This window comes from Mesorhizobium sp. M0048 (assembly GCF_040323405.1).
In the GTDB taxonomy this organism is placed as follows: domain Bacteria; phylum Pseudomonadota; class Alphaproteobacteria; order Rhizobiales; family Rhizobiaceae; genus Mesorhizobium.
Map to the genome: position 1 here is coordinate 91,229 of NZ_JAMYUV010000004.1, position 21,480 is coordinate 112,708.

A 21,480-nucleotide genomic window follows, 5' to 3' on the forward strand; every position below is an offset into this window, starting at 1 on the left:
TTTGAAGGCCGGGCAAACGCCCGGCCTTTTATTTACTTCCAGTAATCGGCGATGAAGGTATTCACTTTTCTTCGAAGCTGCGCAGAACGGGCTCTAGCAGCGCTTTCGTACCGAGCAGGGTGAAGGCGTAGGTCCAACTGCATTCGACGAGCTGGTGGCGCGGGCTTTTTTGGCGATGTCGCAAACAGGCTGCAAGCGCGCCGCCGCGCCGACCTATAGTCTGCTCGCAATAGCATCTTGGAGTCGCGGGCAATGGCAGGGTTTCCGGAAAAGGCGAAGGTCGTCATCGTCGGGCTGGGCGGCATCGTCGGCGCATCGGTCGCCCATCACCTGATCGAGCGCGGATGGGACGATATTGTCGGCATCGACAAATCGGGCATCCCGACGGATATCGGCTCGACGGCGCACGCCTCCGACTTCTGCTACACAACCAGCCATGATTTCCTGTCGTGCTGGACGACGCTCTATTCCATCGATTTCTACGAAAAGATGGGTCATTACGCCCGCATCGGCGGCCTCGAGGTCGCACGCGTCGGAGACGACGCCCGCATGGCGGAAATCAAGCGCAAGATCGCCTCGGCGAAGGCCTTCGGCACACGCGCCCGCCTGATCGATCCCGCCGAAATCAAGGAAAAATTCCCGCTGATCGAAGAACAGATGGTACAGGGCGGCCTGTGGGATCCCGATGCCGGCCTCGTCATCCCGCGTTCGCAGACAGTCGCCGGCAAGCTGGTCGACCAGGCGGAAGCCTCGGGCAAACTCAAGGCGTTTGCCAACACCTCGGCCAGGTCGCTCGTCATCGACAACGGCCGCATCAAGGGCGTGGTGACCGACCGCGGCACCATCCAGGCCGACTACGTCGTGGTCTGCACGGGCATCTGGGGGCGGCTGATCGCGGAAATGGCGGGCGAGGACCTGCCGGTCATGCCGATCGACCACCCGCTCACCTTCTTCGGGCCGTACACCGAGTTCGCCGGCACCGGCAAGGAGATCGGCTGGCCGCTGCTGCGCGACCAGGGTAATTCGGCCTATATGCGCGATACCGGCGATCCCAAGACCGCCGAAGGCGGGCAGATCGAATGGGGTTATTACGAAGAGACCAATCCGCGCCTTTGCCATCCGCGCGATATTCTCGAGAAAAACGAGGCACGGCTTTCGCCGTCGCAGCGCGATCTCGACATGGAGCAGATCCTGGCGCCGCTCGAGCGGGCCATGGAACTGACGCCGATCCTGGGCGAGCTGGGCTACAATGAGAGCCATTCCTTCAACGGGCTGCTGCAGGTGACGGCGGACGGCGGTCCTTCGATGGGCGAAAGCCAGAAGGTGAGGGGCCTCTGGTATGCCGTGGCGATCTGGGTCAAGGACGGTCCCGGCATGGGCAAGCTCATCGCCGACTGGATGACAGACGGCCGCACGGCGATCGACCATCACGCCATCGACTATTCGCGCTTCTATCCGCACCAGACGAAAGAGCAGTTCATCTGGGACCGCTGCACTGAAACGGCGATGAAGGTCTACAATCCGGCGGTCCATCCGCGCGAGACCTTCTCCAAGGCTCGCAATGTCCGCCGCTCGCCGTTCTGGGAGCGCGAGAAGGAACTCGGCGGCTATTTCATGGAGCTCGGCGGCTGGGAGCGCGCCCATGGCTACGCCGCCAACGAGCATCTGCTCGAGAAATACGGCAACCGGGTGCCGGTGCGCCAAAACGAATGGGATAACCGCCACTTCTGGCGCGTCTCGAACGCCGAGCATCTCGCGATGAGCGAGGATTGCGGCATCGTCAACCTGTCGCATTTCGCCATGTACGACGTCGAAGGCCCGGACCATGTCGCGCTGATGGAATGGCTGTGCGCGGCAAAGATCGGCGGCGACGGCAATATCGGCAAGGGCATCTATACCCATTTCCTCGACGAGGCAGGCATGGTGCGCGCCGACCTGACCGTCATCCGCATGGTCGACCGCTGCCGCGTCATCGACGGCGCCGATGCGGGGCCGCGCGACTTCCAGTACATGCGCCGGACGGCAGAAGACAAAGGCTTCGACGTTACCGTCACCGACGTGACCGAGAAGTACGTGACCATCGGCATCTGGGGTCCGAACGCGCGGGCGACATTGAGCAAGTGCGTGGAAAACCCCGACGGGCTGACGCCGGAGAATTTTCCATTTGCCGCGATCAAGCCCGTCAGGATCGCCGGCAAGGACGTGACCGCCTTCCGCATCTCCTATGTCGGCGAGCAAGGCTGGGAACTGCACATGCGCTACGAGGACGGCCTCGCTGTCTGGGACGCGCTGCGGTCGACCGGCGTGATGGCCTTTGGCGTCGAGACCTATGCCAACAGCCGCCGTATGGAGAAGAGCCTGCGTCTGCAAAACGCGGATCTGTTGACCGAATATAATCTGCTGGAAGCCGACCTTGCCCGACCGAAGGTCAAGGAGGCCGATTTCTGCGGCAAGGCAAAGCATCTGGAATATCGCGCCCGGGTGCACCAGCCGGCCATGCTTTGCACGCTTATCATGACGGACAATACCGATTCCAACGGCGTTCCCCGCTATCCGGTCGGCACGATGCCGGTGATGGACCCGCAAACCGGTGAGACGCTCGTCGACGAGCTCGGCCGCCGCTCCTTCACGACCTCGGTGGCCTACGGTCCGACCCTCGGCAAGAACATCGCGCTCGCCTACCTGCCCTGGGCGTATTGCCAGGAGGGCCGCAAGCTGAACGTCGAATATTTCGGCGAGAAATACCCGGTCGAAGTGGCCGCCGTCGGCTACAGGCCGCTCTATGACCCGGAGAACCTCAATCCGCGCAGCTAACCATCGGGACGGTCGCAAAAATGTGACCGAATGAGCGGCTCTCCACCGGGCTTTCTCTTTGTCGATCGGCGATTTTCGCTTAACGTGCGGCATGTCTGGTTTTGCCAGTGCAAGACATTTCGTCTCGGGTGCCGCCGCGCTGGCGTCGGTGCTATGGCTGACTGCAAACTCCCGCGCCGCCGAGCCGGTCGACGTCGAACTGGTGCTGGCAGTCGACGTATCCTTGTCCATGTCGCCGGACGAGCTTGAAATCCAGCGTCATGGCTATGCGGCGGCGCTGACGCATGACGATGTCCTGCAGGCAATCGGCGAAGGCGCTCATGGCAAGATTGCCGTCACGTATGTCGAATGGGCTGGCGCGACCTGGCAGCAGGTCGTCGTGCCGTGGACGGTGATCGCCAATCGTGCCGACGCCGAGCGGCTGGCAGCGCAGCTTTCCGCTCATCCGCCGGCCAGTGCCAGGCGCACCTCGATCTCCGGCGCGCTGGAATTCGCCAGCGATCTCTTTGCCGAAAGCGGCTTCCAGGGCGTCAAGCGGGTGATCGACATTTCGGGTGACGGCCCCAACAACCAGGGCGCACCTGTCGATATCACCCGCGACGCCGTGATTAAGCAGGGCATCACCGTCAACGGCCTGCCGCTGATGACCAGGGGCGGGTTCACCAGCGCCTACGATGTCAACAATCTCGACCGCTACTACAGCGACTGCGTCATCGGCGGGCCGGGCTCCTTCATGATCCCGGTCAATGACTGGACGCAGTTTCCGGAGGCCATCCGCCGCAAGCTGGTGCTGGAGCTTGCCGGTCCGGCCTCGCCGCAGCGAGCGGCGGAAGAGGCGGCGCATCCGCCATTGGTGCTGGCGCAGGACATCCCCGTCACCGACTGCCTGGTTGGCGAAAAAATGTGGCGCGACCGCAGCTGGATGTACAACACCCGCTAATGGCGAAGTTTGCTGCCGGTGGTGACATACCGCAGTGCAGCATCTGCTTCATTGACAAGCCTGTGCGCGTCTGTGACACAATCCTCCATCCGAACAAAAAAGGGGAACCGACATGAACGGGATCGGAATTCTTGCAGCAAGCTTGACGCTTGCCGTCGGATTGTCCGCGCCGGCCACCGCCGCTACATCGGTCAGCATCGGCATCAGCGGATGGACTGGCTTTGCGCCGCTGACGCTCGCCAAGCAGGCCGGCATCTTCGAAAAGCACGGCCTCGACGTCACCTTGAAGAAGGTGCCGCAAGCCAGTCGGCCCCTCGCCATCGCCAGCGGCGACCTGCAATGCGCCGCCACTACGGTCGAGACCTGGCTGGTCTGGAACGCTAACGGCGTGACGACCAAGCAGATATTCCAGCTCGACAAGTCCTACGGCGCCGACGGCATCGTCGCCCGCAACGACATCAAGACCGTCGCCGATCTCAAGGGTAAGTCGGTCGCGTCCTCGGCGCCGGGCACGTCGCCCTATTTCATGCTGGCCTGGGTGCTCAACAAGAACGGCATGTCGACCAAGGACGTGACGGTCGTCAACCTGGAGCCGGACGCGGCGGCGCAGGCGTTTCTCGCCGGACAGAACGATGCGGCGGTCACCTATGAGCCGTTCATCTCGGCGGTGCGCGAAAAGTCCGACCAGGGCCATATCCTTGTGACCACTCTCGATTATCCGATGGTGCTCGACACGGTCGGCTGCACGCCGGAGTTCCTCAAGGCCAATCCGGATGCGGCCAAGGCGCTTGCCGACAGCTATTTCGAGGCACTTGACCTGATAAAGAGCGACCCGGCGAAATCCTATGAGGCGATGGGCGCCGACGTGAAGCAGTCGGCCAAGGAGTTCGAAGAGTCGGCAAAATACCTGAAATGGGCCGACAAGGCTGAAAACAAGCAGTTCTTCACCAAGGAATTCCAGGACTTTTCCAAGACCGCCGGCGAGCTTCTGCTGCAGATGGGCTTGATCAAGGAAGCGCCCGACGTATCGACATTGGCCGACACCAGCGCCGTCGCCGACTAACCGGCAGGATTGTCGCCCGGCGGCGGCGCGTGCGCCGCCGCTTTTTCATTCCGATCAGAGGACGGTCGAAGATGCCGCGCCCCTTGCATCCGGTCTCGCCGGGCATTCGAACCGTGCTCGGCATTTCGTTCTTCGTGCTGTTCGTGGCGTTCTGGGCGTGGATCACGCTTGGCGGCCACGTCAATCGCATTTTCCTTGCCGATCCGCTGTCGATGGTGAGAGACGGTTGGCGGCTGCTGGTCGAGGACCGCTTCTGGCTCGACATCCTTATCACTATCTGGCGCGTCTTCGGCGGGTTCCTGATGGCGGCCATCGTTGCCGTGCCGCTCGGCATCGTGATGGGTGCCTGGAAGCCCGTGGAGGCGTTCCTGGAGCCGTTCGTCTCCTTCGCCCGCTATCTGCCGGCATCGGCCTTCATCCCGCTGCTCATTCTGTGGGCGGGCGTTGGCGAGCTCGAAAAACTGCTGGTGATCTTCGTCGGCTCGGTGTTCCAGATCATCCTGATCATCGCGGTCACAGTCGGCGGAACACGGCGCGACCTGGTCGAGGCGGCCTACACGCTTGGCTCGTCCGACAACGGCATCGTGCGGCGCGTGATCATGCCGGCCAATGCGCCGGAGATTGCCGAGACCCTGCGGCTGGTGCTCGGCTGGGCCTGGACCTATGTCATCGTCGCCGAGCTGATCGGCTCGTCGTCGGGCATCGGCTACATGATCATCAACAGCCAGTCGCGGCTGGCGACAGGGCAGATCATCTTCGGCATCATCGTCATCGGCCTGATCGGGCTGTTGTCCGATTTCGCCTTCAAGGCGCTCAACCGTTGGCTGTTTCCATGGAGCCTGGCGTGAGCAAGCTGGTCATCGAAGGCGTCTCGCGCACCTTCGCCGGTGTCGGCGGTGGGCAGCCGGTCAAGGCGCTGATGCCGACCGATCTGGCGGTCGCCGCCAACGACTTCATCACCATCCTGGGGCCATCCGGCTGTGGAAAGTCGACGCTGCTCAGGATCGTCGCCGGCCTCGAAGCGCCGAGTGGGGGACGTGTTATGCTCGACGGCAGGGTGGTGGACCGGCCCGGTCCAGACCGCGGCATGGTTTTCCAGTCCTATACGCTGTTTCCGTGGCTGACGGTCGCCGAGAACATCGGCTTCGGCCTGCGCGAACGTGGAATGGCCGAGCACGAGCGCAACGAAATCGTCGCTTCTTACGTCGATCTCGTCGGGCTGAGAGGTTTTGAAAACCATTGGCCGAAGCAGCTTTCCGGCGGCATGCAGCAGCGCACCGCGATTGCCAGGGCACTGGCCAACGATCCGGAGATCCTGCTGCTCGACGAGCCGTTCGGAGCACTCGACAACCAGACCCGAGGGCTGATGCAGGAGCTGCTTCTCGGCATATGGGAGCGCCGGCAAAAAACGGTGCTGTTCGTCACCCACGACATCGAGGAGGCGATCTTCATGGCGTCGCGCGTGGTGGTAATGACGGCGCGGCCCGGCCGCATCAAGTCGGACGTTGCCGTCGACCTGCCGCATCCGCGCCACTACACGCTGAAGACCAGCCCGGAGTTTTCGGCACTGAAGGCGCGGCTGACGGAAGATATCCGCGTCGAGGCGATGCGCACGGCCGAAGTGCATTGACTCGGCGGGCTTCGTCCAGCCGATGGCCCGATCAAGCCGCCAGAAGCTGCTTGCGGTCGACGCGTTCCTGTTGCGGCGAGCGGGCGTACAACTCGCGATAGCATTTGGAGAAATGCGAGGCGGAAACAAAGCCGCAGGCGACCGCCACTTCGACGACCGGCAACGACGACTGGATCAGCAGGTGCCGGGCGCGGTCGAGGCGGATCTCCAGATAGTAACGGGCAGGGGAGCGCCCCATCTCGGTGCGGAACAGGCGCTCAATCTGCCGGCGCGACAGGTCGACATGGTCAGCGATCTCGATCAGCGAGAGCGGCTCGGAGAGATTGGCTTCCATCAGCTCGATAATGGTCAGCACCTTGGAATTCTGCACGCCAAGGCGGGCGCGCAGCGGCAGGCGCTGGCGGTCGGTCGGGCTGCGCACGCGATCGGTCAGCACCTGCTCGCAGACGCGGTTGACGAGGCTCTCGTCGAAATCGTCGCCGATCAGCTTCAGCATCATATCGAGAGCGGCGGTGCCGCCGGCGCAGGTGTAGATGTTCTGGTCGATCTCGAAGAGGTCGGCGAAGACATTGGCCTTGGGGAACGCCTCGGAAAAGCCCGGCAGGTTCTCCCAATGGATGGCGCAGCGCTTGTTGGACAACAGGCCTGCTGCGGCCAGGATATGCGCGCCGGTGCACAGGCCGCCGACGGCAACGCCGCGATTGTACTCCTCGCGCAACCAGGCAAAGGCCGATTTGTTCTGGTAGCGCTCGACATTGATGCCGCTGCAGACGATGGCCATGTTCGGCCGGTCCGGTCCGGACATCTTCTTGCGCTCTTCCTCCAGCGAGGTGTTGACGGCGCATTCGACGCCGTTCGAGGCGCGCACCGGCTTGCCGTCGATGCTGGCGAGCCGCCAGCGATAGGCTTCATAGCCGAGCATGCGGTTGGCCGAACGCAACGGATCGAGCGCCGTTGCGAAGGCGATCATGGTGAAATCGGGGACCAGGAAGAATACGAACGATCGCCGGATCGGGTGCTTTACGACGTTCACGGGTAGATCCTCACGCTGCAATGGCGCGAACAGGATGTCGCGATCAGCATAGCGACATCAGGAAAAACGTTTCCTGTCAATTGGCTAGATGGCAACGGAGCGACTTTATTTGCGACATGGGTCGCAAATGGGCAATCGCTGTGCGGCGAAGGACGTGACAGGCCGCCGGATCGACCAACGAGCCTACGCAGTCTGCGCACACGAAAACGCCGCCTCGGCAAAACCGAGGCGGCGCTGGATCGACTTCGAAGCAGCGCTGGGCTGCTTCCGCCAGGATTGCTGTCTCAGGCGACGAAGCCGAGGCGCGCCGCAGCCATGGCCCCGGTCTGGCCGGGCATGGTGTTGGCCAGGCGCTGGCGCTCGAGCGCGGTCGTCAGGTTCATTTCGCGGCGGGCAAAGAGGCGGGCAAAAAGCTTCATGATCATCTCCATTCAGTTGCTCAGACGGGTCGCCTTCGCTTGATGGAGTGGGGCAGCTCGTTTGTTGATGATCATATAGGCTTACGTGAGGGGAAACTAAATCGCAAAAGCGAAGCACTTGATATGAAAAGCGACACGGAATGCGACAAATTTGGGCAACCTGCCCAGGATTTTCGATTATTTACAATGTGTTGATTGCCAGTGCGGGCTGCTATGCGACTTGCTCATATGCGGCATGCGACGGCGACATGGCTCGGGAAAATCATTTGAATACAAACAAAAAGGCCTGCCGGGCTGATCTGCGCGGCAGGCCTCAGCTGTTGATACACACGGTTTACTTTGCTCCAGCCCAAGATCCCACACCATGGCGAGTGCCGGTCTTGGCATCGGCAGCTTCGGGCCAGCCGATATCCTTCTGCAGTTCAATCGGCAGCGCGCGGATGGCTCGTTCCGTCTGGTAGCGGGCACGGGCCTCGCTGAACTCGGTCGCGATCCGACCGATGGATGACAGGATAGACATCTCATTCTCCTTCGCGTTGGGCCGGGATTGTCCCGGCGCTTGCAGCGTCAGGCGGTACACCGGGTTTGTTTCAGCTTCATTTCGTGTCGATTGCAGGTCCGTGTCATGGTTGTTTCGGGACCACGTCGATGCGTCCTGCCTTCGATGGAGTTGACTATCCTCCCAAACTGATGTTCAATCAAACGAAATGGAATGATGGTTTGCATCAGAAAAATTGAAGGTCGCTTGCCATGAACGCCCCACTCAATCATCCGCTGCCGCTGCTCGATCTCGACGTTCTGCGCACTTTCGTCGCAATCGCCGAGACCGGGAGCTTCACCACTGCGGCCAATGCGGTCTTCCGCACGCCGTCGGCCGTCTCCATGCAGATCAAGAAGCTGGAGGACATTCTCGGCCGCTCGGTGTTCGCGCGCGACGCCCGTTCGGTGACGCTGACCACCGATGGCGAGATGCTGCTCGGCTACGCGCGCCGGCTGCTGTCGATCAATCGCGAGGTGGTGTCGAAGTTCATCATTCCAGACATTGTCGGGGTGGTGCGGCTCGGCTCGCCGGACGATTATGGCGAACGTGTGCTGCCGCATGTGCTGAAGCGATTCGCACAGTCGCATCCTTCCATCGCGGTCGACGTCACCATCGACCAGAGCGTCAACCTGCGCCGTCGCATGGACGATCGGGCACTCGACATCACGCTGCTCACCAACTCATACAAGACCAGCGCGATCGGCGCCGAAGTACTGCTCACCGAGCCTATCGTCTGGGCCGGTGCCAAGGGGGGCTGTGCGCATCTGCGCGAGCCGCTGCCGGTCTCCTTGTGGGAAGAAGGCTGCGCCTGGCGGGCGGGTGCATTGGAGGCGCTTGGCCGCGAGGGCCGCAACTACCGTATCGCCTATATGAGCGCGCACACGGCCGGCCAGCGCGCCGCGATCATGGCGGATCTTGCAGTCGCGCCGCTGCCGAAATCGTTCCTCGGCAGCGACATGGTCGAGCTGTGCCCGAAGGACGGCATGCCTGACATCGGCACCTACAACCTCGCCATGGTGGTGACGCCGGACGCCAGCGCGCCGGTGAAGGCAGTCGCCGACCATATCCGAGCGACGTTTGAGATGTTCAGGGAAACTGGGAAGTTCTGAGCCAAACTACGACCTGAGCGGCGCAACCAGATCGCGAGGGGTTCCATCGCGGTCTGCCCTTTGCAGCGACAACTCTCCTGCCTTGGCATGATAACTGTCAGTTTCGTTGGTCAAGAAGGCCACTATGCTGTCCCGCGCGCGTCGCGCCTCCGGCATGTCGATCAATGGCCAGACATGGAACATGCCTTGCTCGTGGACGACCTCAATTTCGACGCCGGCCGCGCGTGCCTTTTCCGCGAAGATCAGATTGTCGGGTGTAAGCAGATCGCGTGAACCGGTCAGCAGCAGCGTTTTGGGCAGCACCGACAGGTCGCCGTAAACCGGGCTGATGCGCCAGTCGGTGGGATCTATGCCGGCGCTGTAAAGCCGGATCGCCTCGCGGCCGCCGGCAATGCCCAGCCATGGATCGTTGCGTTCAGCCTCATACATTTCTGGGTTGGCGAGCGATACGTCGAGGCCGGGCGAAATCAGCACGTGGCGTGATGGCAAGGGCAGGCCGTCTTGCGCAGCCATCATGGTCAGCACGACAGCCATGTTTCCGCCGGCGGAATCGCCCATGAAGATGATGTCATTTGCCCTGGTTTCGCCGAACATCTGGCGGTAGACGGCGCCGACCATACCGAACATCGCGTGGAAATCGTGTTCGGGAGCAATGGGATAGATCGGCACGGTGATACCGAACCCGAGGCGGTCGGCCATGTCGGCGATCAGCCGCCAATGATAGGGGGTGATTTCAAAGACGTAAGCGCCGCCGTGCAGGTAGAGAATCCGCCTCCGCTCGCCAGCCTTGGGCGCGATCTCGTAGACGGGAAAGCCGTTGATCGTGCGGGTTGTGATCTCCAGGCGCGACCGCAGCGACGCAGGCGGCCGATGGTTTTCCGTCTTGCGCGCATAGGCGATCCAGCGCTGCAGGTTCTCCGGGCTGGAAAACGCCTTCTTACGGCTGTACCTGAGCACGAACGAAACGACGTGGCTTTTGAGACTGGGCATGCAGATACACGGACTTCGGCTGAGCCGACTAAGAGAACCCCCGACTATTTTGAAGATTGTGTCGCCACCAAAAAAGTCAATATTTATGCAATCTCAACACGGTGGTTTGACTCCAGCTGGCGATAAAGCCTCAGGTCCATGAAGTCGCTAGCCCACCTGGGCAGCTCAGCGCCGCGGGCGGCAGTGCGGCGCGCAGCCGATTGCTGGGTGCAGCCGGAGCCGCATTGCGGCCCCGGCGAATACCAAGCAGCTTGCATTTGTCGATGAAGTTCATCCGCGCTGCATGCCCCAGCCGACCGAAAGCTGCCTTTCGCTTGAACGCGGCGACACCGGCCAGCCAATGTCCTTCTGGATCTCAGGCGGCAAGCTGTTGAGGATGCGCAGCGACTTGCGCGCTTCGCGTGTTTTCTTGAAGGCCGCACCATAGCGGCCGAGGCTTCCGAACATCGACATCTTGATCTCCTTTGGAGCGTTGCGGTGGCCGACAACTGTTTCTGCCTGCCGTTCGATGCCGGTTAAATGCTCCGCACATGTATCTGGCGGATTTCACGAAAACGCGATTTCGTTTCCAGATCGGCGCGATCTGGAAACATTTGCATACAAATGAAAATAGAAAGGCTGACAGCCGAGCGGAGGCGAGTCATCCCCGCCCGCGCCGCGCGGCGTGGCCTTCGCGCGAACGCCGTCGCGGGGCAGCGTCGCCGGCAATGCCGTCTTCGCTCACCGTCTTGCGCGGCGGCAGTTTCACCGCCGCCGACAGCTTGGGGAACGGGTCGATCTTATTTGGGAGCGCCATGGCATAAACGAAATGTTCCTGGAATTTCGGCTCCAGCGCCGTCTCGATCTTCTCGATCCTGCTGACGGTTTCCTCGATCTCGCGGCGATAGCCGCGGTTCAGGAGCGCCATGCGGGCGCCGGCGCCGGCCGCATTGCCGACGGCCGAGACCTTGTCGAGGTCGCAGTCCGGGATCAGGCCCAGCACCATTGCGTATTTCGGATCGATGAACGAGCCGAACGCGCCGGCAAAATGGATACGGTCGACATGTTCGGTGTGCTGCTTTTCCATCAAAAGCTTGGTTCCGGCATAAAGCGCCGCCTTGGCAAGCTGGATGGCGCGCACGTCGGTCTGGGTAATGGTGATCTTGGGCTCGCCTTCCTTCAGCACATAGGAGAAGGTGCGGCCATTGGCGACGACGCGAGGCGAGTGGCCGCTCAGCGATCCATCGACGACGCCGTCCTCGGAAATGATGCCGGCGAGGTACATCTCGGCTACCACCTCGATGATGCCGGAGCCGCAAATGCCGGTGACGCCGGTCGCCTGCACGCTGTCGAGGAAGCCCGGCTCGTCGGACCAGAGTTCCGAGCCGATAACGCGGTATTTCGGCTCCAGCGTTTCGGGATCGATACGGACGCGTTCGATTGCACCCGGTGCGGCGCGCTGGCCACCGGAGATTTCCGCACCCTCGAAGGCCGGGCCGGTTGGCGAGGAGGCCGCCACGACCCGCTGGCGATTGCCGAGCACGATCTCGGCATTGGTACCGACATCGACGATCAGCATCATCTCGTCCTGCCGATGCGGGCCTTCCGACAGCGTCACTGCAGCCGCATCAGCGCCGACATGGCCGGCAATGCAAGGCAGCATGTAAAGCCTGGCGCCCTGGTTGAGTTTCAAGCCGATATCCGATGCCTTGATGTGCACGGCGCCGGAGACGGCTAGCGCGAAGGGAGCGCCGCCGAGTTCGGTCGGATCGATGCCGAGGAACAGATGATGCATGATCGGATTACCGACGAAAACGGAATCCAGGATATCGTTACGCTGGACGTTGCCTTCGGCGCAGACCTTGTCGACGAGGCCCGAAATGGCCTCGCGCACGGCGACCGTCATGCCTTCGCGGCCGTCCGGGTTCATCATCACGTAAGAGACGCGGCTCATCAGATCCTCGCCGAAGCGGATCTGCGGATTGGAGGTGCCCGACGAGGCGGCGACCCGACCCGACAGCAACGACACCAGATGCATGGCGATCGTGGTCGAGCCGATATCGCAGGCAAGCCCGTATGCCTCGTTCTTCAGGCCAGGCCACAGAGCGATGACCCGCGCGGTCTCGCTGTCGGTGTCCTTGTGGATGGCGGCCGTCGCGGTCCAGTTGCCTTTGCGCAAAATGCCTTGCACCTGCGGCAACAGATGGAAATCGAAATCTAGGCTCTTGAGGCCCCAGTCCTTCATCAGCGCGATCTTCAGGCGGTCGAGGTCGCCGAGCGGCTTGTGCATGTCGGGTTCTTCGATCTCGACATAGCACATGCGGATAGCCGCATCGCGGGCGATGACCCTGGTATCGGCGTCCTTGCGGATAGTCTGCGTGTTAATAACGGTGTCCTGCGGCACGTCGACGACGAGATCGCCGAGGATCTGTGCCGAGCAGGACAAGCGGCGCCGCTCGGGGAGCCCGCGAACGCGCTCGTAGCGCTCTTCCTTGGCGCCCTTGGGCGAGAGGTGATCGTTGGAGGAGACGATCTTGTGCTTGGCGAAATTGCCTTCCTGCACCTCGATCTGGCAACGCCCGCAAGTGGCACGCCCGCCGCACACGCTCTCGACGTAGACACCAAGCTGGCGCGCGGCATCCAGAACCGGTGTGCCGACCGGAAACCGCCCGCGCTTGCCCGACGGCATGAACAGCACGAGCGGATCAGTGATGTTGACGGGAGAGTTCATTCGTTCCAGACTTTACTTTCTACGCTGCTCGGGTCTTGGCCACGGCAGCGATGCCGCTGTGTTTCGGTTCCTCCCAGTCGTAAACCCATATCGTGTCGGCCAAGCCATGGCTCAACCCCGGGCCATCCGCGCTTCGCGGCCGCCGCGCCTGCGTCCGCCATTGCCATTGCCATCGCCCGGCGCGTTGACCTGCGTCCGGGCGGCAACGGCCTGGCCGCCTTCAGCAGGCTTGTAGTCCTTGTATGTCCTGATCCAGTTGGTGCAGTTCTCGTCGGTGCCGTTCAGCACGTTGGCGCCGCGCACCGCTTCCATTTCCTGCGGCCGCACCGGGTTCATGATCGCCGAGGTCATGCCGGCGCCGATCACCATCGGGATGAAGGCGGCGTTGATGCCATGACGGTGCGGCAGGCCGAATGAGATGTTGGAGAGGCCACAGGTGGTGTTGACCTTGAGCTCCTCGCGCAGCCGGCGTAGCAGGGCAAATACCTGGCGGCCGGCATCGCCCAGCGCGCCGATCGGCATGACCAGCGGGTCGACGACCACGTCATGCGCCGGAATGCCGAAGTCGGCGCAGCGCTGAACGATCTTCTTGGCGACGGCAAAGCGCACATCGGGGTCCATCGAAATACCGGTCTCGTCGTTGGAAATGGCGACGACCGGAACGTTGTATTTCTTGATCAGCGGCAGGATGGCTTCGAGCTTTTCCTCCTCGCCGGTGACGGAATTGACCAGCGGCCGGCCCTTGGCGACCTTCAGCGCCGCTTCGATCGCGGCGGTCACCGAGGAGTCGATCGACAGCGGCAGATCGACCAGGCCCTGCACGATCTCCAGCGTCTGCACCAGCAGCGCCGGCTCGGTGGCGTTGGGGTCGACTGCGGTGACGCCGGCGTTGACGTCGAGCATGGTCGCGCCGCAGGCGGCCTGCTCCAGCGCATCCTTGATGACGGTCTCAAAATTGCCGGCGATCATTTCGGCGGCGAGCTTTTTGCGGCCGGTCGGATTAATGCGCTCGCCGATCACGCAGAAGGGCTGATCGAAGCCGATGATGATTTCTCGTGTCGCCGAGGCGACGATGGTGCGGGTCATGAAATCTCTCCATCGTGATATAAAGAGTTCTTTATATCGTTATCTGTTTGTGATCAAGCGAATGCTGACGATTCGCGCTGTCAATGCGCGGTTTTGACCATGTCGACCTGGGTTTCGGTGAGGTCGTCATGCAGTATGTGGTCGAGCCGGTCGGCAACGAGCTGGTCGTCGCGGCGGATTTCGCGCTTCCATGGCCGGCGACCCTTCAGCACGCCGGATTCGTCGACGATCTCGGCGACGTATTCTTCCTGGCGATAGGCCATCACATGAACGCCGGACACACCGGGAATTTCCTTCACCTCATTGATGATGTCGATGCAGAGCTGCTTACCTTCCTTCTTCTGATCCTGAGCGCCTTCCAGGCGCTTGACGATCTGATCGGGAATGTGAATGCCCGGCACGTTGGAGCGGATCCATTTGGCCGTCTTGGCCGAGGCCAGCGGCCCGACGCCGCACAGGATGAAGCATTTCTCGGTATAGCCGAGATCGCGGACCTTCTGCATGTAGGTACGGAACATCGGCACGTCGAAGCAATACTGGCTCTGCACGAACTGCGCGCCGGCAGCGATCTTCTTGCCAAGCCGATAGGGCCGGAAATCGATCGGCGGCGCGAACGGGTTGATGGCCGCGCCAAGGAAAAGCTGCGGCGGGGTCGTCAATTTGCGGCCGGACAGGAATTTTCCGTTGTCGCGCATGATACGGCAGGTTTCGAGCAGCGACATGCAGTCGAGATCGAACACCGGCTTGGCGCCGGGCTGGTCGCCGGCCTGCACGCCGTCGCCGGTCAGGCAGAGCATATTGGCGACGCCCATCGCAGCACCCCCAAGCACGTCGCCCTGGATGGCGATGCGGTTCCGGTCGCGGCAGGCGATCTGCATGATCGGGGCATAGCCCATGCGGGTCAGGAGGGCGCAGATGCCGACCGACGACATGTGGCAGTTGGCGCCGGAAGCGTCGACGGCATTGATGGCGTCGACCCAGCCGTCGAAAATCCTGGCGCGGTTGTAGACGTCTTCCGGATCGGCGCTGTCGGGCGGATTGAGCTCGGTCGTCACTGCGAATTCGCCGCGTCTCAATACGCGCTCCAGGCGACCACGCGAGGTGTGGCCGGGCAGGGGATCGAGCGGCAAATGGATGCCGGCCGGATTCTCGTCGGGCTGGCGGCCAATCATGCCGACGCTCCAGTGTTGGTAATGTTCCGGGCCGCATCGCGGGCGGCCGCCGCCTGCGCGGTGACGCGCAGCCACGCGGAGGTCTCGCGCAAGGATTGGTCGACCGGTTTCTGCACCTCCAAAATCCTGTCGCCATGCACCATGTTCCGCGAGCCTTCCCAGGCCTTAACCCAGACGCAGGGCATATCAGGCTCGACCTCGCAATTGCCGTTGGCGCGGACACCGCCACAAGGGCCGTTGCGCAATTGCTTAGGGCAGTTCATCGGGCACGACATGCCGGTCGAGGAAAGGATGCACTGGCCGCACATGCGGCAGTCGAACATGAAACCCTTGACGCGCTTTTCGACGAATTTCACCGGTCCTTCGACGCGGCTGTAGCCGATGCCCTTCCAAAGCGGGTGGAGGAGCAGAAACATGTCGGCGAATTTGGCGTAAAACCATTCGAGCAACCGCGAATGCCGGACCGACCAAAGCCGCACTGCAAACGAACGCTGCACGCGCCGCTGCGGCGACACGTCGGCCGGCTTGTAGTCGGATTTCGGCGCCGCCTTCCTGACGATGGTCGCCTGCGTCAGGCCGGTCTGAGCCGTCGTCGCCGGCATTGATTGGGGATCAGACATTTTCTTTGCCGCCCGCCTTGACCAGAGCTATCAGCCGCTCGCGGTCGTATTTCGCATCGATTTCCTGAAGAGCCTTCTCCGCCTCGGCTTCAAGATCGTCACCGACTAGGATGGGTTCTGCCTTGCGCCATTCGGCAAGATAGTCGTCGGTGCCGCCGGCGCCGGTGCGCATGGCGCACATGTCGATCGCCTCGGTGAAGCGCAGCGGCAGTTCGCGCTTGGCGTTCTGCCGGCCCTTTTTGACGATGACCTGGGCGGGGATGTCGCGCCAGTAGACGACGATCAGATCGGCCATGAATTCCTGCTCCTGCAGAGCGCCGCGCGTCCAATCGAACGCACAAACGATGCTCTACCATCTAACTCCGCTGCATCGTGCCCTCCAAAGATCGATTCCGATGTTTTGGGCCAATGCAGTGGTTTCGAGCATTGCCGGAAGCGCTGTTGGGCTGCTTGTTATGGGACGACGCGGGGGCCTTCAAAAGCGACGCAATCGACGGCCGCGGTTGAAAGCGGAGTCTTTCAGCACAGGTCAGCCGGCGCGGCCATCGAAGCTGCCGACCAGCTTCCTGTGGAAACGCACGTAACCTCGTTCGGTCGTGCCTAGATGCTCCGCGACGATCTCATGGAAGCGCGGCAGGCGGTGGAAGGGAACGGCCGGATAGGAATGGTGCTCCGAATGGTATGGCATGTTCCAGGCCACGAAGCGCACCAGCCTGTTGGTGAAGGTGGTGCGGGTGTTCTCGAGCATGTTGGCGACATGCGGGCACAACGCGTGCTCGGCCAGCAGGTAGGCCCGCAAAAACGGCTGTCCTACCAGCACCGGCACGATCCAGACCCACAACAGCAGCGCCGACTGTATGGTGAGAGATGCGGCCAGCAACACCGCATAACCGATAAGGAACAGCCGTGCTTCGGCAACCACCTTGCCGCGACTCTTTTCCGGTACGAAGCCGTCGCGATTGCGGCCAGCCGCATTGGTTGCGACCACGCGGCCCATGGCGATCCAATAGGGGCCGCCCGACAGATAGCGCAGATATTGGCTGACGGTCTCCGGCTTCGGCGCCCTCAGTTCGGGGTCGTTTTCGGGGTCGTGCGTATGGCGGTGATGGGCGAAATGGAAATAGCGGAACCATGCCGGCGGCAGCAGGATCAGGAAGCCGGCCACGGCGGCAACAGCGCGATTGAGCCACGCCGTCCTGAACGCCGTTTCATGGATGGTCTCGTGCAGCGGCGTGAAGAAGAAGACGATCAGGATTCCCTGCGGCAAGACGAGAAGCGGCCAGAACGGGATGCGGGCGGCGATCAACGCGCCCAGCAGGATAACCAGCCCGCCATGGGCGGCCAGCCGGAAAATGCCTGGCCGGTCAAGCCTGGCGGTGAGGTCGCGACGGTCCTCGACCGAAAGGCCGGCAATGATGGTGCGGTGATCGATGTCGCTCATGATGCAATGTTAGCGGCGGGTGGGCATCCGGTAAATCGGCGCGTCACCAGACGCCGTTCGTTATCCCGGTCCAGAGATAGGACCAGACCGTCGGGTGATACCATTGTTTCGAAGGCAGGCCGGGCTCGACCGTGCCGAGCTTGCCGGCCAGCGCATCTCTGACCGCCTCGACGCAGATGTCGCGCGAGAACGCCGCCTGCCGCAACGCGTAGCTTGAAATTGTGTCGCCCGGCTGCGGTTTTGCCGGGTCAGCATCATCGTGCCGAGTTGACCGATGGCCGAGGCCCAGCCTTGCCGTCGCGCCCGTCCGAGAAGCAATTGCTTTTTGGATTCAGGTGCTTCGAGGATAACACTGACCGGCCCGAGTTGATCGGCGACCGCGTTGACGATCGCCCAGATATGCGAGCCGCCTTCGGTGACGACGACGATCGGTCGTTGGTTTGGTTTCGACCGTGCCATGGTTCGCGACCTCCGCAAAGACCTGTTCTTTGCGCGCGAATGCTAGGCTGACCGGGTTAACCCTTGGTGATCGGGGCTCAGCGCTTGAGTTCGAGGATGTCGAGCTTCGATTCGTAATAGGGCGCCGGGAACTCGATGCGCCATTCGCTGGCGCTGTTGCGGAAGGCATAGCCGACCTGATCGCTTTCCGGGCCGCTGCCGTAGGGCTTTGCCGGATCGTCGTTGACGTAGAAGGAACCAACATAGATGGCGCGTTTCTCGCCATCGTCGAAGAAGCGGCCCTTGGTGCGCTGCGAGCCGGTGATCTTTTCCAGTCTCCAGCCGGAACCATCGTCGCTCACCTTGCATTTGAACCAGCCATAGATGACGAGCGGGCTCAATCCGCCGGCCTTGATGGTGCGGCATTGCCACTTGCCGGTCAGGTCGTTGTCGGAGAAGGAAACCAGCGGCTTTGCCAGCAAGGCGTCGAGCTGCTTGACCTCGGCCGGATCGCCGGCCTTCGCCTCGTCAAGCGCTGCCTTGCGCGTCTCGCCATATTTGTCGAGCCGCGCCTTGTCGGCAGCCGTTATCAACTTCTGCACCTCGCCGTCGGCGAACGCGGGCATGGTCAAGCAGAGGACAGTTGCTGCGGCAAACATGAGGCGAGCGATCATCGGTGGCGTTTCCCTGTTGATGGCTAGAGCAGCCCGTTTTCTTGTCTGGCGCATACCTTAATGTTTCGCCACGTTCTGTCATCCGTGCTTGGGCATCGACAGCGGAAACGAGGTGGAAAGAATGCGGATCTTGCTGACGGGATCGTCGGGCTGGCTGGGCAGCGCCTTGGCACCGCGCCTGCGGGCCCTCGGCCATGACGTCACCGGCCTCGATCCCGTTCCGTCTTCGGAAACTCCAATCGTCGGCTCAGTCGCCGATCGCGACCTGGTCATGCAGGCGGTCGAGGAGAACCGCATCGAGGCCATCATCCACAGCGGCGCGCTGCACAAGCCCGACATCGAACGTTATCGCAACGAGGATTTCGTCGAGACGAATGTGCGCGGCACGCTCAACCTGCTCGATGCGGCCGCTGCATTCGCGGTTCAGCGCTTCGTGTTTACGTCGACGACATCGCTGATGATTTCCGAGGCCATACGCGCCGGTTTCACGGGAGGCGCGCGCAAGGCGGCATGGCTGACGGAAGACATGTCGCCGGAGCCACGCAACATCTATGGCGTCACCAAGCTTGCCGCGGAACATCTTTGTCGCCTTTACCAGCTCCAGTTCGGCCTTCCGTCGATCGTACTGCGCACCGCTCGGTTCTTTCCCGAAGCAGACGATATGGCGCACGTGATCGAACAGTCGGACGCCAACACCAAAGCCAATGAGCTTTTGTTTCGCCGGCTGACGGTGGAGGATGCTGCCGATGCCCATATCGCTGCCTTGGAGAAAGCACCGCAATTGGGCTTCGACATCTTCATCATTTCGGCACCGACACCGTTCCAGCCCGAGGATTGCGCGGCATTGATCGCCGATGCACCCTCGGTCGTCGCACGCTATTTTCCGGATTATCCGGCACTCTACGCGAAGAAAGGCTGGACGATTTTTTCGTCGATCGACCGGGTCTACGATGCGTCGCGAGCGAGGGACCGGCTGGGTTTCGTCTGCAAGACGAGCTTTGCCGATGTGCTCGCCGGGCTCGAAGCTGAAGAAGGCCTTGCCTAGAAGTACCGTCAAGCCAGGATTGCAGCGCTGGCCAGTTCCTTCGTCAGGTCACCATAGCCGGTCGAGCGCCGCTCATAGGCGAGACCGAGCATTTTCGCCGCCTTTTCGGCGACCTTGTCGAGTTCCGGGTCGTCAGTCTGAGCGATATAGATCAGCTTCTCGTAGTTGCCGAAATAGTCCTTGATCAGCTCCGGGTGCTTGTCCAGGCCGAGCGGCTTCATGAAGAAGGCATCGAATTGCCGGCAGAGGAAATCGGTCATGTAGAACGACATCATGTCATCATCGGCGACCTTCGCATAGGTATCCATGCCCTGGTAGAAAGCAAAGCAATGCGGCCCGGCCATGCGCTCGACGCCATGCTTCTCGCAGATCCGATCGAGCAAGCCACCCGTGCCGCAATCGGCATAGCCGACGAAGATGTGTCTGTAGCCGTCGGTCTTGGCCTTCTCGATTGCCTTGTCCATGGCCGGCGCGATGCGGTCCGGATAGAAGTGGAACTCCGCTGGCAGGCAGGTCAGGTCGAGATGGTCGAGCCCAAGCTGCTCCTTGACCGCCAAAACCTCGCGCGCAATCATCCCGCAGGCGATGACGAGCAGCCTGTCGCCCTGATCGGATTGTTGTTTTCGCGCGGTAGTCATGGAACCAGTCTAATCCATCTTCGTTGCTGTCCAGCGAATTTATATGCTGAGGGAGACACCATTCATGAAATTGTTCCGCGTTGCGCCAATCGCTATTCTCGCCTGCGCCTTGGCTGTTTCGGCCTGCGCCAACACGGTGCGCGGCGTCGGTAAGGATATCAAATCCACTGCTAAAGCTGTTGACGATACCGTCAAGAAACCCTGATCCGCACGGCTCTAAACATTTGGGAATAAAAAAGCCGCACTGCAAGGCGCGGCTTTTCTCGTTGGTGCCGGACTTATTGACCTCAGGCCGAAGCGCGGACGTTGTGCTTGCGCTTCATGAAGTCCTTGGCGGTCTCGACCGCCACCGCGGCGTCGCGGCAATAGGCGTCGGCACCGACGGCTTTGCCGAATTCCTCGTTGAGCGGCGCACCGCCGACCAGCACAACATAGTCGTCGCGAATGCCCTTTTCCTTCATCGTATCGATGACGACCTTCATGTAAGGCATGGTCGTCGTCAGTAGCGCTGACATGCCGATAATGTCGGGCTGGTGCTTTTCGATGGCATCGAGATATTTTTCGACCGCATTGTTGATGCCGAGGTCAATGACATCGAAGCCGGCGCCTTCCATCATCATGCCGACCAGGTTCTTGCCGATATCGTGGATGTCGCCCTTGACGGTGCCGATCACCATCTTGCCCTGCTTTGGCGCGCCAGTGGCGACAAGCAGCGGACGCAGGATGAACATGCCGGCCTTCATCGCGTTGGCCGACAGCAGCACTTCGGGAACGAACAGGATGCCATCGCGGAAATCCTCACCGACGATGCGCATGCCTTCGACCAGAGCCTCGGTCAGCACCTTGTAAGGCGCCCAGCCGCGCTCGAGAAGGATATTGGTGCCTTCCTCGATTTCTTCCTTCAACCCGTCATAAAGATCGTCGTGCATCTGCTGCACCAACTCGTCGTCGGAGAGTTCCGAAAGGATGATCTCGTCGTCGGCCATTTTTTCTCAGGCTCCTTGCCGGCTACAACTATCGCGGCAGCTTAAAAAATATCGCGCCAATACCTAACCCGCATGGGCCGGTTGTCCATAGCTGATTTGCGACTTCCCGCAAAACGAAAGCGACCGTAAAT

22 protein-coding genes and 1 pseudogene are annotated in these 21,480 nt (G+C 61.7%); 8 read left to right on the forward strand and 15 right to left on the reverse strand.

Annotated features, from left to right (window positions below; genetic code table 11):
* Positions 1–252: 252 nt before the first annotated feature.
* The 5 genes from NKJ84_RS05975 to NKJ84_RS05995 all read left to right on the forward strand — a co-directional run bounded on the left by NKJ84_RS05975 (position 253) and on the right by NKJ84_RS05995 (position 6,447).
* Positions 253–2,814 (forward strand): GcvT family protein, encoded by a 2,562-nt coding sequence (locus tag NKJ84_RS05975; RefSeq protein ID WP_352505740.1) that lies wholly within the window; start codon positions 253–255, stop codon positions 2,812–2,814.
* Positions 2,815–2,905: 91 nt separating this feature from the next.
* On the forward strand, positions 2,906–3,754 hold the full coding sequence (locus NKJ84_RS05980; RefSeq protein ID WP_352505741.1) for a DUF1194 domain-containing protein: 849 nt from the start codon (positions 2,906–2,908) through the stop codon (positions 3,752–3,754).
* Positions 3,755–3,866: 112 nt separating this feature from the next.
* Positions 3,867–4,817, forward strand: coding sequence for an ABC transporter substrate-binding protein (locus tag NKJ84_RS05985; RefSeq protein WP_352505742.1), 951 nt, complete (start codon positions 3,867–3,869; stop codon positions 4,815–4,817).
* Positions 4,818–4,888: 71 nt separating this feature from the next.
* Entirely contained in the window at positions 4,889–5,665 is a 777-nt protein-coding gene (locus NKJ84_RS05990; protein ID WP_352505743.1) for an ABC transporter permease, read from the forward strand.
* Positions 5,662–6,447 (forward strand): ABC transporter ATP-binding protein, encoded by a 786-nt coding sequence (locus tag NKJ84_RS05995; protein ID WP_352505744.1) that lies wholly within the window; start codon positions 5,662–5,664, stop codon positions 6,445–6,447. The genes NKJ84_RS05990 and NKJ84_RS05995 overlap by 4 nt, the downstream gene beginning before the upstream one ends.
* A 31-nt stretch (positions 6,448–6,478) precedes the next feature.
* Here NKJ84_RS05995 and NKJ84_RS06000 read toward each other — a convergent pair whose 3' ends face one another.
* The 3 genes from NKJ84_RS06000 to NKJ84_RS06010 form a co-directional block, all read right to left on the reverse strand.
* The gene (locus NKJ84_RS06000) at positions 6,479–7,417 is read right to left on the reverse strand and encodes a GlxA family transcriptional regulator (protein WP_302895626.1); all 939 of its coding nucleotides are present in this window, start codon (positions 7,415–7,417) and stop codon (positions 6,479–6,481) included.
* A 347-nt stretch (positions 7,418–7,764) separates the two neighbouring features.
* Positions 7,765–7,899, reverse strand: a complete 135-nt coding sequence (locus NKJ84_RS06005; RefSeq protein WP_013894968.1) for a hypothetical protein — start codon at positions 7,897–7,899, stop codon at positions 7,765–7,767.
* Positions 7,900–8,233: 334 nt separating this feature from the next.
* A complete protein-coding gene (locus NKJ84_RS06010; RefSeq protein WP_023719925.1) occupies positions 8,234–8,419 on the reverse strand; it encodes a hypothetical protein in 186 nt (61 codons plus the stop codon).
* Positions 8,420–8,649: 230 nt separating this feature from the next.
* Between NKJ84_RS06010 and NKJ84_RS06015 the strand changes: the two genes are divergently transcribed.
* Complete coding sequence (locus NKJ84_RS06015) at positions 8,650–9,549, forward strand: LysR substrate-binding domain-containing protein (RefSeq protein WP_023676521.1); 900 nt, start codon at positions 8,650–8,652, stop codon at positions 9,547–9,549.
* Positions 9,550–9,555: 6 nt separating this feature from the next.
* On the opposite strand, the gene NKJ84_RS06020 is transcribed toward NKJ84_RS06015, so the two are convergent.
* The 10 genes and pseudogenes from NKJ84_RS06020 to NKJ84_RS06065 form a co-directional block, all read right to left on the reverse strand.
* Positions 9,556–10,539: an alpha/beta hydrolase gene (locus tag NKJ84_RS06020; RefSeq protein WP_352505745.1), complete on the reverse strand. Its 984-nt coding sequence runs from the start codon at positions 10,537–10,539 to the stop codon at positions 9,556–9,558.
* Positions 10,540–10,809: 270 nt separating this feature from the next.
* Entirely contained in the window at positions 10,810–10,992 is a 183-nt protein-coding gene (locus NKJ84_RS06025) for a hypothetical protein (protein ID WP_352477599.1), read from the reverse strand.
* 187 nt (positions 10,993–11,179) lie between these two features.
* Positions 11,180–13,249: an ASKHA domain-containing protein gene (locus NKJ84_RS06030; RefSeq protein ID WP_352505746.1), complete on the reverse strand. Its 2,070-nt coding sequence runs from the start codon at positions 13,247–13,249 to the stop codon at positions 11,180–11,182.
* Positions 13,250–13,360: 111 nt separating this feature from the next.
* Positions 13,361–14,335 carry a methyltetrahydrofolate cobalamin methyltransferase gene (locus NKJ84_RS06035; protein WP_023676516.1) on the reverse strand — a complete coding sequence of 325 codons (975 nt, stop codon included), beginning with the start codon at positions 14,333–14,335 and terminating at the stop codon, positions 13,361–13,363.
* 80 nt (positions 14,336–14,415) lie between these two features.
* A complete protein-coding gene (locus tag NKJ84_RS06040) occupies positions 14,416–15,507 on the reverse strand; it encodes a methylenetetrahydrofolate reductase (protein WP_352477600.1) in 1,092 nt (363 codons plus the stop codon).
* A complete protein-coding gene (locus NKJ84_RS06045; RefSeq protein ID WP_352505747.1) occupies positions 15,504–16,127 on the reverse strand; it encodes a methylenetetrahydrofolate reductase C-terminal domain-containing protein in 624 nt (207 codons plus the stop codon). Before NKJ84_RS06045 ends, NKJ84_RS06040 begins: the two co-directional genes overlap by 4 nt.
* Positions 16,120–16,422, reverse strand: coding sequence for a virulence factor (locus NKJ84_RS06050; RefSeq protein WP_352505748.1), 303 nt, complete (start codon positions 16,420–16,422; stop codon positions 16,120–16,122). The genes NKJ84_RS06045 and NKJ84_RS06050 overlap by 8 nt, the downstream gene beginning before the upstream one ends.
* Before the next feature lie 234 nt (positions 16,423–16,656).
* Complete coding sequence (locus NKJ84_RS06055; RefSeq protein WP_352505749.1) at positions 16,657–17,568, reverse strand: fatty acid desaturase; 912 nt, start codon at positions 17,566–17,568, stop codon at positions 16,657–16,659.
* 43 nt (positions 17,569–17,611) lie between these two features.
* A pseudogene (locus tag NKJ84_RS06060) lies at positions 17,612–18,027 on the reverse strand (hypothetical protein).
* Between the two features lie 77 nt (positions 18,028–18,104).
* Entirely contained in the window at positions 18,105–18,680 is a 576-nt protein-coding gene (locus NKJ84_RS06065) for a DUF4893 domain-containing protein (RefSeq protein WP_352505750.1), read from the reverse strand.
* Between the two features lie 121 nt (positions 18,681–18,801).
* Between NKJ84_RS06065 and NKJ84_RS06070 the strand changes: the two genes are divergently transcribed.
* The gene (locus tag NKJ84_RS06070) at positions 18,802–19,725 is read left to right on the forward strand and encodes an NAD-dependent epimerase/dehydratase family protein (RefSeq protein WP_254818172.1); all 924 of its coding nucleotides are present in this window, start codon (positions 18,802–18,804) and stop codon (positions 19,723–19,725) included.
* A gap of 8 nt (positions 19,726–19,733) precedes the next feature.
* Here NKJ84_RS06070 and NKJ84_RS06075 read toward each other — a convergent pair whose 3' ends face one another.
* On the reverse strand, positions 19,734–20,363 hold the full coding sequence (locus NKJ84_RS06075) for a DUF1638 domain-containing protein (protein ID WP_254818173.1): 630 nt from the start codon (positions 20,361–20,363) through the stop codon (positions 19,734–19,736).
* A 64-nt stretch (positions 20,364–20,427) separates the two neighbouring features.
* Between NKJ84_RS06075 and NKJ84_RS06080 the strand changes: the two genes are divergently transcribed.
* Positions 20,428–20,568 carry an entericidin A/B family lipoprotein gene (locus tag NKJ84_RS06080; protein ID WP_023676507.1) on the forward strand — a complete coding sequence of 47 codons (141 nt, stop codon included), beginning with the start codon at positions 20,428–20,430 and terminating at the stop codon, positions 20,566–20,568.
* A gap of 82 nt (positions 20,569–20,650) precedes the next feature.
* On the opposite strand, the gene NKJ84_RS06085 is transcribed toward NKJ84_RS06080, so the two are convergent.
* Positions 20,651–21,349, reverse strand: a complete 699-nt coding sequence (locus NKJ84_RS06085) for a cobalamin B12-binding domain-containing protein (protein ID WP_023676506.1) — start codon at positions 21,347–21,349, stop codon at positions 20,651–20,653.
* Positions 21,350–21,480 lie beyond the last annotated feature (131 nt).